Source organism: Methyloglobulus sp., from assembly GCF_964779595.1.
In genome coordinates this window covers 1-15,984 of the sequence record NZ_CBAROL010000009.1, presented here as the reverse complement: position 1 = coordinate 15,984, position 15,984 = coordinate 1, and the positions used below count along the sequence as shown (strand labels likewise).

14 protein-coding genes are annotated in these 15,984 nt (G+C 46.0%); 11 read left to right on the top strand and 3 right to left on the bottom strand.

Going from position 1 to position 15,984, the window contains the following annotated elements; all coding sequences use genetic code 11:
• The first annotated feature begins 138 nt into the window (after positions 1-138).
• The 4 genes from AC1YY3_RS05180 to AC1YY3_RS05165 are packed head-to-tail and all read left to right on the top strand — an operon-like array spanning position 139 to position 4,909.
• Positions 139-1,629 carry a NarK family nitrate/nitrite MFS transporter gene (locus AC1YY3_RS05180; protein ID WP_481823196.1) on the top strand — a complete coding sequence of 497 codons (1,491 nt, stop codon included), beginning with the start codon at positions 139-141 and terminating at the stop codon, positions 1,627-1,629.
• 6 nt (positions 1,630-1,635) lie between these two features.
• Positions 1,636-3,372 (top strand): bifunctional protein-serine/threonine kinase/phosphatase, encoded by a 1,737-nt coding sequence (locus tag AC1YY3_RS05175; RefSeq protein ID WP_481823197.1) that lies wholly within the window; start codon positions 1,636-1,638, stop codon positions 3,370-3,372.
• A gap of 37 nt (positions 3,373-3,409) precedes the next feature.
• On the top strand, positions 3,410-4,408 hold the full coding sequence (locus tag AC1YY3_RS05170) for a hydrolase (RefSeq protein ID WP_481823198.1): 999 nt from the start codon (positions 3,410-3,412) through the stop codon (positions 4,406-4,408).
• A 48-nt stretch (positions 4,409-4,456) separates the two neighbouring features.
• Complete coding sequence (locus AC1YY3_RS05165; RefSeq protein ID WP_481823199.1) at positions 4,457-4,909, top strand: YaiI/YqxD family protein; 453 nt, start codon at positions 4,457-4,459, stop codon at positions 4,907-4,909.
• 151 nt (positions 4,910-5,060) lie between these two features.
• Here AC1YY3_RS05165 and AC1YY3_RS05160 read toward each other — a convergent pair whose 3' ends face one another.
• Positions 5,061-6,287: a hypothetical protein gene (locus AC1YY3_RS05160; protein ID WP_481823200.1), complete on the bottom strand. Its 1,227-nt coding sequence runs from the start codon at positions 6,285-6,287 to the stop codon at positions 5,061-5,063.
• Between the two features lie 32 nt (positions 6,288-6,319).
• Positions 6,320-7,486 carry an aminotransferase class V-fold PLP-dependent enzyme gene (locus AC1YY3_RS05155; protein WP_481823201.1) on the bottom strand — a complete coding sequence of 389 codons (1,167 nt, stop codon included), beginning with the start codon at positions 7,484-7,486 and terminating at the stop codon, positions 6,320-6,322.
• A gap of 254 nt (positions 7,487-7,740) precedes the next feature.
• Here AC1YY3_RS05155 and AC1YY3_RS05150 point away from each other — a divergent pair, with 254 nt between their 5' ends.
• The 4 genes from AC1YY3_RS05150 to AC1YY3_RS05135 all read left to right on the top strand — a co-directional run bounded on the left by AC1YY3_RS05150 (position 7,741) and on the right by AC1YY3_RS05135 (position 11,142).
• Positions 7,741-8,691: an HpcH/HpaI aldolase/citrate lyase family protein gene (locus AC1YY3_RS05150; RefSeq protein WP_481823202.1), complete on the top strand. Its 951-nt coding sequence runs from the start codon at positions 7,741-7,743 to the stop codon at positions 8,689-8,691.
• A gap of 22 nt (positions 8,692-8,713) precedes the next feature.
• Positions 8,714-9,898 (top strand): malate--CoA ligase subunit beta, encoded by a 1,185-nt coding sequence (locus AC1YY3_RS05145; protein WP_482194349.1) that lies wholly within the window; start codon positions 8,714-8,716, stop codon positions 9,896-9,898.
• A complete protein-coding gene (gene sucD / locus AC1YY3_RS05140) occupies positions 9,898-10,785 on the top strand; it encodes a succinate--CoA ligase subunit alpha (RefSeq protein ID WP_481823204.1) in 888 nt (295 codons plus the stop codon). Before AC1YY3_RS05145 ends, sucD begins: the two co-directional genes overlap by 1 nt.
• A 108-nt stretch (positions 10,786-10,893) precedes the next feature.
• On the top strand, positions 10,894-11,142 hold the full coding sequence (locus AC1YY3_RS05135) for a CBU_0592 family membrane protein (RefSeq protein WP_481823205.1): 249 nt from the start codon (positions 10,894-10,896) through the stop codon (positions 11,140-11,142).
• Positions 11,143-11,366: 224 nt separating this feature from the next.
• On the opposite strand, the gene AC1YY3_RS05130 is transcribed toward AC1YY3_RS05135, so the two are convergent.
• Positions 11,367-12,155 carry a hypothetical protein gene (locus tag AC1YY3_RS05130; RefSeq protein ID WP_481823206.1) on the bottom strand — a complete coding sequence of 263 codons (789 nt, stop codon included), beginning with the start codon at positions 12,153-12,155 and terminating at the stop codon, positions 11,367-11,369.
• Between the two features lie 324 nt (positions 12,156-12,479).
• Here AC1YY3_RS05130 and AC1YY3_RS05125 point away from each other — a divergent pair, with 324 nt between their 5' ends.
• The 3 genes from AC1YY3_RS05125 to AC1YY3_RS05115 all read left to right on the top strand — a co-directional run bounded on the left by AC1YY3_RS05125 (position 12,480) and on the right by AC1YY3_RS05115 (position 15,502).
• Positions 12,480-12,983, top strand: coding sequence for a hypothetical protein (locus AC1YY3_RS05125; RefSeq protein ID WP_481823207.1), 504 nt, complete (start codon positions 12,480-12,482; stop codon positions 12,981-12,983).
• Positions 12,984-13,115: 132 nt separating this feature from the next.
• The gene (gene argS, locus AC1YY3_RS05120; protein ID WP_481823208.1) at positions 13,116-14,876 is read left to right on the top strand and encodes an arginine--tRNA ligase; all 1,761 of its coding nucleotides are present in this window, start codon (positions 13,116-13,118) and stop codon (positions 14,874-14,876) included.
• Positions 14,876-15,502, top strand: coding sequence for an SPOR domain-containing protein (locus tag AC1YY3_RS05115; RefSeq protein WP_481823209.1), 627 nt, complete (start codon positions 14,876-14,878; stop codon positions 15,500-15,502). The genes argS and AC1YY3_RS05115 overlap by 1 nt, the downstream gene beginning before the upstream one ends.
• Positions 15,503-15,984: the final 482 nt, after the last annotated feature.

The window sequence follows — 15,984 nt, the reverse complement described above, 5'->3', positions numbered from 1 at the left end:
ACCCTATCAATCAAGTTACAGCTTTCACTAGCTAACACTATTTAAAATGCAGCCATGTAAAAGCTGATGCTTTACACAAATGGCATGGCTATTGCTTGTTCCTCAATAACACCACTTTAATTAGGAAGGCTATCCGTAATGGCATCACCAAAACTCAACCTGTTCTCGTTTTCAGGCAACATTAAAATCCTCCACATGACCTGGATGGCGTTTTTTATCAGCTTTGTTGTGTGGTTTAACCATGCACCGTTAATGTTGGCAATTGCCAAAACCTTACATTTAAGTCAGCCAGAAATAAAAACCATCCTCATCTTGAACGTGGCGCTGACTATTCCGGCACGTATTATTATCGGCATTCTGGTTGATAAGTTTGGTCCTAAGCGGACTTATTCGACTTTACTGGCGTTGGGCAGTATTCCTTGTTTTATGTTTGCTACGGCAGATAACTTTCAACAATTGGCACTTGCCCGCTTTTTAATGGGTTTTATTGGAGCAGGATTTGTCATAGGCATCCGCATGGTTGGTGAGTGGTTTCCAGCACGGCAAGTCGGAATTGCCGAAGGCATTTACGGCGGCTGGGGTAATTTTGGCTCGGCAGCAGCGGCTATCGCATTACCGTCGCTTGCTCTAGCCTTTGGTGGCGACGAAGGCTGGCGTTATGCCATAGCCTCCACAGGCGTTATCGCGCTGCTTTATTCCGCAGTATATTTCTTCAGCGTGACAGACACGCCCAAGGGCTCAACCTACTTCAAACCCAAAAAAGCGGGGGCGATGGAAGTCAGCAGCATCTGGGATTTGTTCTTTTATATAGCGATGAACATCCCCTTGTACGCAACCTTGAGTTTGCTGACCTGGAAACTGTCATCATCCGGCGGTGCTAACTACACGAATTTGTTATCCGACATAACTGCGATTGGCATCCATATCTGCATCTGGTGTTTGTTCGTGTATAACGTGTACAAGATCATCCATGTCAATGAGGAACACCTACAAAAACCGGTTGAAGAGATCCATAAATATAAATTCAAGCAAGTTGCCATTTTGGACTTGGCGTATATGATTGCCTTCGGTTCAGAACTGGCAGTGGTGTCAATGTTGCCGATGTTTTTTTATGAAACCTTTCATGAATCACAAAGTATTACGATGGTCGAAGCCGGTTTGCTGGGCGGAAGTTTTGCCTTTATTAATCTTGTTGCCCGTCCCGCTGGCGGCTGGCTTAGCGATAAATTTGGCCGCAAAGTGTCTTTGTCTGTTTTTATCGCAGGTATGTCAGCAGGTTACTTCATCATGTCGTTCATAGATTCGGAGTGGTCGATTCCGGTTGTCGTATTACTTACCATGTCTTGCTCTTGCTTTGTATCGGGCGGCTGTGGTGCAGTCTATGCAATCGTGCCGTTAATTAAACGCCGCATGACTGGGCAGATAGCAGGCATGGTCGGTGCGTATGGAAATGTCGGCGGTGTGCTATTTTTGACTATATTATCCTTTGTTACACCCTCATTATTTTTTTTGGTGATGCACGGGGTTGCCATAGCCGTACTAATGGCCGTCCAATTTATTGATGAACCCAAAGGCCACATGGCAGAAGTGCAGGAAGATGGTACGATTGAGATGATTGAATTAAATTAATTATCCATGACCACATCTTCACTCAAAGCCACTTTAGGATTTGCCACTGATAAAGGCATAAAAGCCGACAATGAAGATTTTGTCGGCGCAATTATCCCGAACGAACCGCAACTGACCCACAAAGGTATCGTCGCGGCGATTGCTGATGGCATGAGCGGTAGTGATGCTGGAAAGCAGGCAAGCCAAGCCTGTGTCGGTAGCTTCCTTAACGATTATTTCAGCACGCCGGATTCTTGGTCGGTTAAACAAGCTGGACAAAAAATTCTTTCCGCAACTAATTCCTGGCTGTATAGCCAGGGGCAAATCCTTTATCAATCGACCAAAGGCATGGTCAGTACCTTAAGCATCATCGTCTTAAAATCCACCACAGCCTACCTTTTTCATGTCGGTGACTCCCGAATTTACCGCTTACGGAAAGGCAATCTTGAGCAGCTTACCCGCGACCATCGCGTCTGGATTTCAGAAGAAAAAAATTATCTTAGCCGAGCAATGGGCATAGAACCCAGGCTGGAAGTCGATTACAAATCTTTGCCGCTAGAGCAAAACGACCTGTTTTTGATGACCACGGACGGGATACATGATTTTATCGACGACAAAACGCTAAAGAAATTACTGACAGAAAGCACCGACTTGACCCTGCTTGCCGAGAAAATTCTGCAACAGGCTAAAACCAATAATAGTGATGACAATCTGACCTGCCAATTGCTTAGGGTTGAGGGTTTACCAGACGCAAAAGAAGATGAAATCCTGCGCCGCCATGCCAACTTACCGTTTCCACCACCGTTGCAACCGGGCGCAATGCTTGATGGTTATCGTATTGAGGAGGAATTACATGCCAGCAAGCGCACCCAGATATACCGTGTTTTGGATACCCTTACCAACACGCAAGTCATCCTAAAAACGCCGTCCATACTCTACGACGACGACACGCTTTTTATCGAACATTTTCTGCATGAAGAATGGGCTGGAAAACGGATTGACCATAACAATGTCCTGAAAATCATCACACAAAACCGCCCCAAAAGCGCAGTGTATTACGTTACCGAATATCTGGAAGGGCAAACGCTCAGAGACTGGATGACGGCAAACCCCAAAGCCGACATCATAACGGTGCGAAAAATAGTGGAGCATATAGCCAAGGGGCTTCGCGCATTCCACCGCATGGAAATGTTGCATCAAGATCTTAAGCCCGAAAACATAATGTTCAGCAAAAACGGCGTGGTTAAAATCATCGACTTTGGTTCGGTTAAAATTGCCGGTATCGCCGAAATTACGCCCATTGACCTTGATGGAGCAGATAATATTCTTGGCACATTGAATTACACTGCGCCCGAATACCACCTTGGGCAACGTGGCAGCGTAAAATCAGACCTGTACTCGCTGGCAGTAATTACCTACGAAATGCTCAACGGTAGCTTACCTTTTGGTGAGGATATGCCGGAAAAGCCCAGCCAAGGCTATCTTGCCAATTTACGCTATGTACCCAGTTTTCATCACAATCCCATGATACCCATCTGGATTGACGGTGCGTTAAAAAAAGCTACTGCAATTACGCCAGGGTTTCGTTATGAGGAATTATCGGAATTTCTATATGACCTCAATACCCCAAACCCTAGCTTTATGCGAACTGAGGACAGTATTCCTCTATTACAACGTAATCCTTTACGATTCTGGCAGGGTTTATCTGCGATTCTCATCATTATTGTCCTGATCTTGCTGTATTTAATGACATCAATGCAGTAATCTTTAGCTCAATATGCCAACTAATATTGAGCTTGCCATGCCCAACACATCAGCTTTTAAGTCCGCTTGGTGGCTACGTAATTGCCATTTACAAACGATTTATCCGGCATTATTGAGGAATGTTCCCAATCCACCCGATTACCATCGGGAAAGACTGGTAACGCCTGACGAGGATTTTATCGACGTTGATTTTTGCGGTGTCGGCGATCAGCCGCTGGTTATCTTACTGCACGGATTAACTGGAAGTTCCCAATCAGGCTATATCAAAGGACTGCAACATGCTTTACTCAAACAGGGACTACGGAGTGCAGCACTTAATTTCCGTGGTTGTAGCGGCCAGTCCAATAACCGAGCGCGGTGCTATCATTCCGGCGAAACGCAAGATATTCAGTTTCTCTATCAAACCTTACGGCAACGCGAACCCAACTCGCTAATGGCAGCAGCCGGTTTTTCTTTAGGTGGTAACGTTCTGCTAAAGTGGCTGGGCGAGCAAGGGCAACATGTAAACTTGTTTGCTGCCGTGGCGGTTTCCGTGCCTTTGCTGCTGGGAATTTGCGCGACCAAACTGGATAGCGGTTTTGCAACGCGCTACCGCAGCAATTTATTGAAAGAATTGAAAGACTATCTATACAACAAACTCGCGCATTTGGAAACTATAGGTAATACGGAAGACGCTAAGAAGCTGAAAGAATTGGGCGATTTATCAACGATCAACTCGTTTTGGGAATACGATGACCGAGTCGTTGCAAAATTGCACGGGTTTACGGATGTACACGACTATTACCAGCGATCTAGTTCTAGGCAATATCTCAAGTCGATCACAGTAAGCACCCTTTTGATTCAATCGGTTGACGATCCCTTTATGACATCCGAGGTCTTACCCGAACTCGATGAAATATCGCCGTCCGTGCAACTGGAACTCACCCAACATGGCGGTCATGTCGGCTTTATAACTGGGCGCATTCCATTTAAGCCCCAGTATTGGTTAGAACAACGAATCTCGGAATTTTTGTTTGACCGTGCAACCGCCAAATGAAATGTTGAAGCCATTATTGCCACATTTAATCATCCATACCGGAAAAATATGAGTTTGCAAATATGGATAGATGCCGATGCCTGCCCCAATGTCATCAAAGACATTTTGTTTAAGGCGGCAGAACGCAGGCAATTACCCTTAATATTGGTTGCGAATCGGTTTTTAGCAACGCCGCCCTCCCTGTTTATTAAAGCCATACAGGTTGCCGGTGGTTTTGATGTCGCCGACAACCATATAGTGCAGCAATGTAAAACCAATGATTTAGTGATTACAGCCGATATTCCCCTAGCGGCGGAAGTAGTCGCCAAACACGCCTACGCGCTAAACCCCAGAGGCGAATTGTATACCAAGGAAAACATCAAAGAACACCTGGCTATGCGTGATTTTATGACCGAAATGCGCGATACCGGACAAACTTCCGGTGGCCCTTCTGCATTTGGGCAACGAGATAAACAAGCCTTTGCCAATGCGCTGGATCGGTTTTTGGCGAGACGTTGTTAGTAGCTATTGCGCTTAAAATAATCCGCGTAGGGTGCGTTTTACGCACCAAAAGCATCCGTGTTTGGAACAAATTACCAAATTCAACAACCATCCGATTTGTCGTTTTTCGGTGCATGGAATGCATCCAACTTGGTTTGGTTACAGCTTGCATCTAAGAGCTTGTAAATTTTTTTAAGGCAGCCTTTAACAAGTCAATAAGCTTTTCGTCTTTCAATGATCGTTCAAAAAACTCATGTGCGGGACTCGCGTGATTATTTTGGCTTTCAAAAATACGAATTGGGTTTTCGCCGAGATGTTTAATCGCTGTCTCCAAAAGCTTTTTTTGCATTTCCACATCGGAAGCTGGCATTTCACGTTTATATCCCTCAAAAGCCATAGCCGCTGCGGCTTTATAAGAGTAGTCCTCCATTAAGCGAACATTATACCCATACTGCTTTGCTGAAAACCATCCAAGCCAAATGGCTGGTGTTGATAAAGGTAAACGCATTAACAAATCTTCCCAATTACCATTAGAAATTAAAGGAGTAACAACCCAAACCGCCATCAGAATAAGCAGTACTAATGATCCAACGAAGAGACGCATCCACGTCTCAAGTGGTTTATCATAATATTTACCACGACTTATAAAAGAAGCCGCCATACCCGTTCGATTTGCATCCCCCAATAAATCTGAAATTTTTTGTCTTTGTGACTCAAACTCATTAAATAGGTCATTTTGCGTTTTTTTATTAGCATCAAGCTCGGATGTAAGGTTTGTAAAGTCCTCGACTAACTTTGTAATTTTTCCGGCATTCTCATTGATCGCTAATGCAACGCTCTGAACTTGAGAGTGACTTTCTGTCAGTAGTTTAAGATCATCCTCAGCAGTTTGTTTTGATGATAAAGCGTCATTGGCAAACTCCTTTGCTTGTTCGGACGATTCTTTTGCTAAATAAAAACCAGACTCAATTGATTTATAGAGAGTTTCTGCATTTTTAATTCGAGAAACCACCTCCGCCAACCGTTCTGTGAGCACAGGGATTGCTTTATTATCAGCATCAGCCTCATTAAGCCAGGATCGCAAAGTAATACGAGCCTGTTCAATATACGTTAACAATCCAGGTAGATGCGGTTGTGGGTTAGATGGTACATGTTGGGTTACATGTGTTCTAAGATTAGAAACTATTTGTTGGAAATTTACCTTTGACGTGACCAACGGTTCAAAATTCTGATTTTCAGCTAATAGCCTGGCAATTTCAGTCATCCCACCAAGAGCGTCACTGATCGATTGCTTTGTAAGTCCTGCAAAACCTAGTGGTGTCAGGTCATCGGGTATAGTGGAAATGCTATCCCAAGATTCCTTTATTTGTTCCAGTTGCTGCTGAATATCGTTTTGCATACCGCCCTTTCATCTAACCCAAAATGGATTAATTATTTCGCCGTCGCCCGATAATACTCAATCGCCGCCGCAACCCCGCTGCCAGCCTTAATATCAAAGCCATTATCCAACAACGCCATTTCCACGCCGGCAATCGCGCCCAACATGGAGACATCGTTCATATCGCCGACGTGACCGATACGGAAGGCCTTACCAGCCAGTTCCGATAAGCCAGCACCTAGCGAAATGTTATATTTGCTGAACGCGGTGCTGATGACGTGACGGGCATCTTTATCTTCCGGCACTATGATGGCGGTGACGGTATTGGATTCAAAACCAGGTTGGGCGCATTGCTTTAAACCCCAGGCGGCAACGGCTTTACGTGTACCTTCTGCCAAGCGATGATGACGGGCGTAGACATTTTCCATGCCTTCTTCCAGCAATAAATCCAGTGCTTTACGCAAGCCATACAAGATAGGCAAGTTGGGCGTGTAAGGCGTGTAACCGTCCTTATTGGAATTCATTTGGTCACGCAAATCAAGGAAACAGCGCGGATAAGTTGAAGTTTCCGTTGCCTTTAAGGCTTTTTGGCTGAATGCCAAAAACGCGCCACCCGCTGGCAACATAAAGCCTTTTTGCGAACCGCTGATTGCGCCGTCCACACCCCATTCGTCCATACGAAAGTCAAGGCTGGCAATGGAGCTTACGCCATCGACAAACATTAAAGCCGGATGTTTGGCGGCATCCATTGCTTTGCGAACTCCGGCAATGTCGCTGGTCACGCCGGTTGCTGTTTCGTTATGGGTTGCCAATACAGCCTTGATTTCGTGTCCGGTGTCTTCTTTAAGGCGAGCTTCCAGCTTATCTAAAGGAATGCCTTTGCCCCAGGTTTCTTGGTGGATTTCGACATCGAACCCTAAGCGTTTCGCCATCTCCGCCCACAAATGGCTAAATTGCCCAAAACGGTAAATCAATACTTTATCGCCAGGATTTAAGCAGTTGGTCAACGCGATTTCCCATCCGGCTGTCCCTGTTGCGGGAAAGATAAATGCTTGCCCGGTTTCAGTGCGGAAAATCTTTTTCAGGTCCTGCAACAGCGGAGTCAGCAGTTTGGGGAAAATGGGCGAGCGATGGTCTTCCATCGCAATGTGCATTGCATTTAAAACTTCGTTGGGTACGTTGGTAGGGCCCGGAATATACAGGTGATTACGACCAGCCATGGTTTTGCCTCTAAGGTAGTTGTTGAATAGATTTTGATGACTTCTGGTGCAGTGGAAAACTGATTTTGTTTCTATTGCCGCACCTTAATGTCGGTAATAATGACATAGCCAAAAATAATCGGCAATCATCCACACGTTAAAAATTGACTTTACTTGCACTAAACGTAAAATGGCGGGTTGATTTTGATATGGATTTTGTGATGATAGCTCGAACTGTCTTCCAAACTCCCCCAGTTACAAATTAGGATTATTTAATGAGTCATACTTTATACACAGCGTCTGTACAACGCGTTCAACGCTGTGAATTAGCGGTTCCGGGATCAAGCCCTGAAATGTTTGAAAAAGCGTTGAAGAGTGGTGTAGATTTCATTTTTCTTGATCTGGAAGATGCGGTTGCACCGGACGATAAGCTGCAAGCACGTAAGAACGTCATCCAAGCAATCAACGATATTGACTGGAAAAGCCACGGCATCACGGTTTCTGTCCGCATCAATGGCTTGGATACGCAATATATGGTGCGTGATGTCGTCGATCTGGTCGAACAAGCAGGTGCGAAAATAGACACTATACTTATCCCAAAAGTCGGGGTTTATGCCGATGTGTATATGGTGGAAGCTATGCTTAACCAATTAGAAATGCAGCAGGGTTTGAAGAACAAGATCGGCATTGAAGCCCTGATTGAAACCGCACTGGGCATGGCAAACGTCGAAGACATCGCCCGTAATGGCGCTTGTGGACGACTAGAAGCGCTGCATTTTGGTGTTGCCGATTACGCCGCGAGCAATCGCGCACGAACTACCAACATCGGCGGATTGAATCCTGATTATCCCGGCGACCAATGGCATTCAGCGATTAGCCGCATGACAGTAGCATGTCGTGCCTTTGGATTGCGCCCTATTGATGGCCCTTTTGGCGACTTCAAAGATCCCGACGGCTTCAAGGCTGCTGCAAAACGGGCGGCGGCACTGGGCTGTGAAGGCAAGTGGGCGATCCATCCCTCACAAGTCGAACTGGCTAATGAAGTATTCACTCCGCCTGCTGCTGAAGTCGAAAAAGCCAAGCGCATCCTTGTTGCATTGCAAGAAGCCGCAGCCCTTGGCAAAGGCGCGGCAGCTTTGGATGGTCGCTTGATTGATGCTGCATCTGAAAAAATGGCGAACAATGTCGTACGAGCAGCAGAAGCTATCGCTGCAAAAACCAAATAACCATAGAAATTAAGGAGATGCCGTGGATATTCACGAGTATCAAGCAAAAGAATTACTGAGCGGCTACGGCGTTAAGATTGCCGAAGGCGGTTTGGCGTACAGCCCCGAAGATGCCGTGCAACGCGCACGCGATATTGGCGGACATATTTGGGCAGTAAAAGCGCAAATCCATTCGGGTGCGCGTGGCAAAGCGGGTGGGATTAAAATCTGCAAAACGCATGAAGAAGTTGCCGAAGCGGCTGAATATTTATTGGGCAAACGCTTGGTTACTCATCAAACTGGTTCTACGGGTAAGATTTGTAGCCGATTGTATATTGAAGCCGGAACAGAAATCGCCAAAGAACTGTACTTCTGCTTCCTGGTTGACCGCAGTTCAGAACGTATCGTCATGGTTGGTTCCTCCCAAGGCGGCATGGAGATTGAAGAGCTGGCGGTGACTAACCCAGATGCCATCACCAAAATCTACATAGAACCCGCCGTGGGTTTACAAGATTTTCAAGCCCGACAAATGGCATTTGCGATGGGTTTGGATGCAGAAATCATGAGCCACGCGGTCAAAACCATACGAGGTTGTTACCGTGCTTCGCGTGAGCTAGATGTCAGTATGCTAGAAATCAATCCGCTGGTCGTCACCAATCATAACGAACTCATCGCACTGGATGCAAAGATGAGTTTCGATGATAACGCATTGTTTCGTCAGCCAAAAATTGCCGAATTACGGGACAAAACCCAAGAAGACCCACGGGAAATGGCCGCTGCCGACCGTGGCTTAAGTTACGTCGGACTCGATGGCGACATCGGTTGTATGATTAACGGTGCAGGTCTGGCAATGGCGACAATGGACATGATTAAGCTTGCTGGTGGTGAACCGGCTAACTTTCTTGACGTGGGTGGCGGTGCATCCGCAGAACGCACCGAAAAGGCATTCCGCCTGGTTTTAGCGGATGAAAATGTGAAAGCCATGTTGGTTAATATTTTCGCAGGCATCAACCGCTGCGATTGGATTGCTGAAGGTGTCGTCCATGCCGTACAAAAACTCGATATGAAAATTCCGCTCATCGTCAGGCTATCCGGCACAAACGTAGAAGAAGGTCGCCGAATTATCGCAGAAAGCGGCTTACCGATTATCACCGCAGATACCTTGGCAGAAGCGGCAGAAAAAGCCGTGCAAGCCCGAAATGCTGCCGTTACCAAGGGAGGATGCTAGTGGCAATTTTAATCAACGAAAACACCCGAATCCTTGTCCAAGGTTTTACCGGAAAAATCGGCACATTCCATGCCGAAGACATGATTAAGTACGGCTCGAAAGTTGTCGGCGGCGTGACACCTGGCAAAGGTGGGCAGAAACACTTGGGACTACCTGTATTCAATACGGTAAAAGAGGCGGTACAAGATACCCAAGCTGATGCCAGCATCATCTTCGTACCTCCTGCGTTTGCGGCAGATTCCATCATGGAAGCCGCTGATGCTGGAATAAAATACTGCGTAGCAATTACCGACGGCATCCCGACGCAAGACATGATGACCGTCAAAAATTTCCTGCGCCGCTTCCCCGATGATAAGCGCATGATTTTAACTGGCCCTAATTGTGCAGGCACGATCAGCCCTGGACGTTCCATGCTCGGCATCATGCCTGGACATATTTACATGCCCGGCAATGTTGGCATCGTAGGTCGTTCCGGTACTTTGGGTTACGAAGCGGCTGCACAAATGAAAGCTTTAGGGATAGGTGTTAGTACATCAGTTGGTATCGGCGGCGACCCGATTAACGGCAGCGCACACCAAGTAATCCTGGCAAAATTCGAGCGTGACCCTGAAACCAAAGTGATTATGATGATTGGTGAAATCGGTGGACCGCAAGAAGTTGAAGCAGGCATTTACGCGAAAGCCAATATGACCAAACCGGTCGTGACTTATATTGCCGGACTGACCGCACCCGAAGGTCGCCGTATGGGTCATGCTGGGGCGATTATCTCCTCCGCCAGCGAAGGCGCAGCCGAAAAAGTGGCGATGCTGAAAGATTTGGGCATTATCATTTGCCCTACACCTGCGGCAATGGGGGCGACAATTGCTGAGGTGTTGGCGAGGTTGTAAGTACCGTTAATGCCAAAGTTTAGAGTTGTATTTTGAAAGTTATGGATTGAGAGTGTTTGGTATTCAGACCATGACCGAATAAACATGCGCTATCCCTTGATATAACCCATGTTAAACAACGACAAACACTTAGAGAAAATAGGCTGGCTGGGCTTCGTCCTTATCCTCAGCGCGTATTTGTTTGTGACTATCAAACTGGTAGCAATCAGCTCTATTACCTATCACCTGATGAATTTATTAGGGGCTTTGTGCATGGTCGTTAATGCCAGACACAATAAAGCCAAGCCTTTGTTTTGGCTTAATATCGTTTGGTCTTTGATTGCAATTATGGGTTTACTGCAACTTATTGAATACTAGCACCATCACGCTATATTGTACCAATGCTTATTTAAATCCCCTCATCCTAACCTTCTCCCTCTGGAGAAGGGAAAATATGAGAACTTATTAAGATTAGTATTAATAGATTGCTCACAGCACTTAATTGCGTCGGTCGATACCCAAAACTATTAGTGACTGTGAGCATTCACTCACAGTCACTATGTTTATACCTAAGTAGTTTCGGATTTTCCTAAGCTGTTAACTTAGTTACAGATTTTCTTCCTGTTGGCAACAAAACCTTGAGCTTGGGCATCAGCTTCGCCCATGTATTCGCCTTCTTTAGTTTTGCCGTAAAACTTGCTGCCTTCGCAGTGGTAAATTTTGGAACGGGTGTTCACCCAAACTTTACCTGAACCTGCGGCAGAAGCCGGTGCTGTAGCTGCAACAGGCGAAACCGCTTTTGCTGGCGCTGCTACGGGTGCAGCAGCCGGAGCTACAGTGCTTTCAGCGGCAGGGGCTTGCTTGTCGGCATACCACTCTTTTACGCCTTTATGACCGCGACAAGCACCTCTTTTCGAAGCACCGGTGTATTCCGTACCATCCTTACACATGCCAGTGGCTGCTCCTTCAGCTACCGCTGGTACTGTAGCCGCTGCTGGTGTGGCGGCTACAAGTGCTGCGCTTGCGGCAGGAGCCTGTTTGTCGGCGTACCATTCCTTGATACCCTTATGACCTCTACACGCGCCTTTCTTGGAAGCACCTGTATAAGCCGTGCCATCTTTACACATTCCCGTAGCAACGCCACTGTCGCTAGTCGTTGTAGCAGGTTCTGCCGCCGCAGGAGTTGCGGCAGCGGTCTTATCGCCAAACCATTCCTTAATGCCCTTATGTCCTCGGCAAGCCCCTCGCTTTGTTGCACCTGTATAAGAAGATCCATCTTTACACAAGCCCGTAACAGCAACACCGGCTTCGGCTGTCGCAGCCTGTTCAGCAAATGCGCCGGTGCAGAAAAAACAGATTATACTTACCATGAACAGCGATTGAATTTTCATAATAGTTTTCCTTCGTGGTTGATAAATAAGAGGTGATGTTGCAATACTCGCAACCTTAAACTGCCTATCCGTGTGAATGATAGCGTGAATAAATAGCATTTTCAGACGCTTGGATTATAGCTGCATGGACTATTTTTATCCAATCCTAACAAAAAAAGCTGCCTAATTGCCAAGGATCTTCTCTATAACTGCTATCTGGATAGAGTTTTGCTAATTAAATCAGCTATTTTCACATTATGTAACAAACAAAACCCTCAAATTACCCCAAGCAGATAAGCCTAGGCAGTATGCCTTTTTAACCTGAATTTAAACTGAATATTGATTATGTTTTTTTATTCCTTACCCATCTTGTTTAATGACATCCAGTTAATCAGCCCAATAGAATGCCTACTCATGGCAGTTGCGGTCTTTGTTGTACTCTACATCATTGCGCCGCTACCTGAAAAAAACCGGCAGCAACAGCCCTTTGATAGCTTTTTTCTGACATCGTGGCTAGGTGGCGTGTCACTTTATTGGGTGTTTTGGCCGTTTTTTATATTTTTAAATGCGTGCTTATTCACCGCTGATGTACTGGCTAAAACAGGTGCTATAACCGTTTCTAGTTGGGATGAGATACATTTTATTCTACTCTTGACCGTGGTTTGGTGGACAATCAGCGTATGGCGCTGTTCAGCTAACACGCAAGCGCAACTTTGGTCAGCTTTAGCACGCTTTGCCACACTCGCCGTGTTTATCGAATACAGCCTTAAGATGCTGATTCGCATTGATTATCCGCGAATATTTTTTAATTGCGAAGATATATTGCTGGATTACGGTAGTTGTTTTTAACAGAACAACTACCGATAACGCTATTAAAAACCCCTAAACTCCGAAAGCGTTTGAATAGCTAATCAAGCCATTATCAGGGATAATGCGCGGCTATTATTTGAGTAAATCCACGTCATTAATGATTGAGTTGTAATGAGAAAAAAGTTAGAAGCCCTTATCCAGCAAGCTGTTGTAAGCCTTAAGAAAGAAGGTGTTATCGCTGAGGACATTAATGTCAATATAGCTCTGGAACGCACACGCGGCGCGCAACACGGCGATTTTGCGACCAACCTGGCTATGATGCTGGCGAAGTCCGCGAAAATGAATCCTCGCCAGTTGGCAGAAAAGCTGGTTGCCGCTTTACCACAAGATAGCGCGGTAACAAAAGTGGAAATTGCTGGGCCTGGGTTCATCAATTTTTTTATGGATTCCAGCGCACAATCTGACATTATCAAACTTATACACGAGCACGGTGCGGATTTTGGTCGTAGCCAAGTCGGCGCAGGCAAAAAAATCCAGGTTGAGTTTGTCTCTGCTAATCCTACCGGTCCTTTGCATGTGGGGCATGGTCGTGGTGCAGCTTATGGCTCGGTAATTGCCGATCTCCTCGAAGCCGTTGGTTTTACGGTGCATAGGGAATATTACGTCAACGATGCTGGGCGGCAAATGGATATTCTTGCCACCAGTATTTGGCTCAGATATCTGGAAGAATGCGGCGAACCGATGCGTTTTCCCGACAATGGCTATCGCGGCGATTATGTCGGCGATATTGCTCGGGACATCTTTAGGAATGCTAAGAATGAGTACCGCCGTCCTTTTGAGTTGGTTGTGGAAGATATTCCTCAAGATGAAGCACAAGGTGGCGATAAGGAAGCGCATATTGATGCGTTGATAGCCAGGGCAAAAATCTTGCTTGGAACAGCGGGTTACCGTGATGTATTTCAGGCTGGCTTGAATAACATTCTTGACGACATCAAAAATGATTTGCTGGAGTTTGGTGTCAATTATCAGGAATGGTTTTCCGAACAGCAGTTGATGGATGACGGTTCGGTAGAAAAAGCCCTGAAAAGATTACAAGCTTCCGGTCATCTGTACGAGAAAGACGGTGCCACGTGGTTTGCCTCAAGCACATTAGGGGATGAAAAAGACCGCGTAGTCATCAGAGAAAACGGGCAATATACTTATTTTGCCTCCGATATTGCCTACCATGCGAACAAGCTGGACAGGGGTTTCGACCAGATTCTCGACATTTGGGGTGCAGACCATCATGGTTATATCCCACGAGTTAAAGCGGCAATCCAGGCCTTGGGCGCAGATGCAAGCAAACTGAAAGTGTTGCTAGTGCAATTTGCCACGCTGTATCGCGGGGAAGAAAAAGTGCAAATGTCCACCCGCTCCGGCGAGTTTGTCACCTTGCGGCAATTGCGTGATGAAGTGGGTAAGGATGCAGCGCGGTTTTTTTATGTCATGCGCCGGTCAGAACAACACATGGATTTTGATTTGCAATTAGCGACATCCAAGACCAGTGAAAATCCCGTGTATTACGTGCAATACGCTCACGCCAGGGTATGCAGCGTATTACGTCATTTAGTTGAAAAAAACTTGCCACGCGATATTGTTTCAGGCATGAATGCGCTAGCCCTATTGACTGAAGAACATGAACTTGCTCTGTTAAGCACGTTGGAGCGCTATCCAGAAATGTTAGAACGTGCCGCCCTAACCCATGAGCCGCACCAGTTGATTTTGTACCTACGAGAATTGGCGAACGATTTTCATACCTACTATAATGCCCATCAGTTTCTGGTGGATGATGCCAAGGTTCGTGATGCCAGACTGAATTTGATCTGCGCTGTCAAACAAGTACTGGCTAACGGCTTGCAATTGCTCAACATTAACACCCCAGAATCAATGTAATGGCTAAAGATTACAAACACCGCGCAAACAGTCGAGACACCAACAACCGTAGGCGTAACAACCAAAAATCCAGCGGTATTGGTCTACTCAAGTGGATGCTGATTACCGCATTGATTATCGGCTTTGCGGTGTTTTTGGTGTATTTAAAAAGCCCAGAATTGCAGAATTCAGCCCCTGCACTCGTGACTAAAAACCAAGAAAAAGTCACTCCCGCAAAAGCTGGTAAAACTGAAATCACCAACAAAACCAGCACTAACGAGGCAAAAAAAGACCAAAAACCGCAACCGCCGCAATTTGATTTTTATACCATCTTGCCGAAAAAAGAAACCGTTGTGCCAGATCACGAGATCAAGACCCGCACCCGTGAAGAGCGAGTTGGCAAACACAAAAAAGCCAGTTACGTCATCCAAGCTGGATCATCCCAAGACTTCAAAGATGCTGACCAATTAAAAGCAAAACTGGCCTTGATGGGCATAGAATCCAAAGTCCAGAAAGCCAAAGTCGAAAGCGCAATATGGTATCGCGTCAAAATAGGCCCCTACAGCCAAATGGGCAGCGTCAACACTATTATGTCCAGGTTGCAAAAGAATGGTATGAAGCCAGTGATTACTGAGGTGGATGAGTAGTGCTGTTTTATAGCTGCTGGCAGAATACCTCACAATGTAAAAAAGTTTTCTCATTATAGATGGCTAATTCAGCTATCTACTGACAATATCTGAATCATCATTAACCGTTTCTCGCCATTATGTGAAGTTTCCTTTTATGTACAGCGATGTTGCCGCGAGCGAGGTGCAATGTGGCTTGGAAGCGTCTATCTCGCCCGCGAGTTGTACATAAATTACAGCGACTTCAAAAACTGAAGCAAAGAGTCCGGAGCGCTATAGCGAAACGATTGCGTACCGAGTTCCTGAAGTTTGGCAAGTGCTCGATCCTTCATAGCCAAATCGGCTTCGACATACTGGTAGATACCGTCTTAAAACCCAAGTGTCAAGGCTTATTTTACTGCGAAAAGAGGATCAAAAGGTTCGCCTGATTTCAAGATAGCAAAGCTAAGATGAATGAGTTTACGCATAGCGGCGCAGGCGATAGCCTTACCATTCTTGCCATT

Excerpts from the sequence above, each read along its gene's own strand:
- AC1YY3_RS05130 (WP_481823206.1), bottom strand. The coding sequence starts at position 12,155 with ATGAAAATTCAATCGCTGTTCATGGTAAGTATAATCTGTTTTTTCTGC.
- AC1YY3_RS05155 (WP_481823201.1), bottom strand. The coding sequence starts at position 7,486 with ATGGCTGGTCGTAATCACCTGTATATTCCGGGCCCTACCAACGTACCC.
- AC1YY3_RS05170 (WP_481823198.1), top strand. The coding sequence starts at position 3,410 with ATGCCCAACACATCAGCTTTTAAGTCCGCTTGGTGGCTACGTAATTGC.
- AC1YY3_RS05115 (WP_481823209.1), top strand. The coding sequence starts at position 14,876 with ATGGCTAAAGATTACAAACACCGCGCAAACAGTCGAGACACCAACAAC.
- AC1YY3_RS05160 (WP_481823200.1), bottom strand. The coding sequence starts at position 6,287 with ATGCAAAACGATATTCAGCAGCAACTGGAACAAATAAAGGAATCTTGG.
- argS (WP_481823208.1), top strand. The coding sequence starts at position 13,116 with ATGAGAAAAAAGTTAGAAGCCCTTATCCAGCAAGCTGTTGTAAGCCTT.
- AC1YY3_RS05125 (WP_481823207.1), top strand. The coding sequence starts at position 12,480 with ATGTTTTTTTATTCCTTACCCATCTTGTTTAATGACATCCAGTTAATC.
- AC1YY3_RS05150 (WP_481823202.1), top strand. The coding sequence starts at position 7,741 with ATGAGTCATACTTTATACACAGCGTCTGTACAACGCGTTCAACGCTGT.
- AC1YY3_RS05165 (WP_481823199.1), top strand. The coding sequence starts at position 4,457 with ATGAGTTTGCAAATATGGATAGATGCCGATGCCTGCCCCAATGTCATC.
- AC1YY3_RS05135 (WP_481823205.1), top strand. The coding sequence starts at position 10,894 with ATGTTAAACAACGACAAACACTTAGAGAAAATAGGCTGGCTGGGCTTC.
- AC1YY3_RS05180 (WP_481823196.1), top strand. The coding sequence starts at position 139 with ATGGCATCACCAAAACTCAACCTGTTCTCGTTTTCAGGCAACATTAAA.
- AC1YY3_RS05175 (WP_481823197.1), top strand. The coding sequence starts at position 1,636 with ATGACCACATCTTCACTCAAAGCCACTTTAGGATTTGCCACTGATAAA.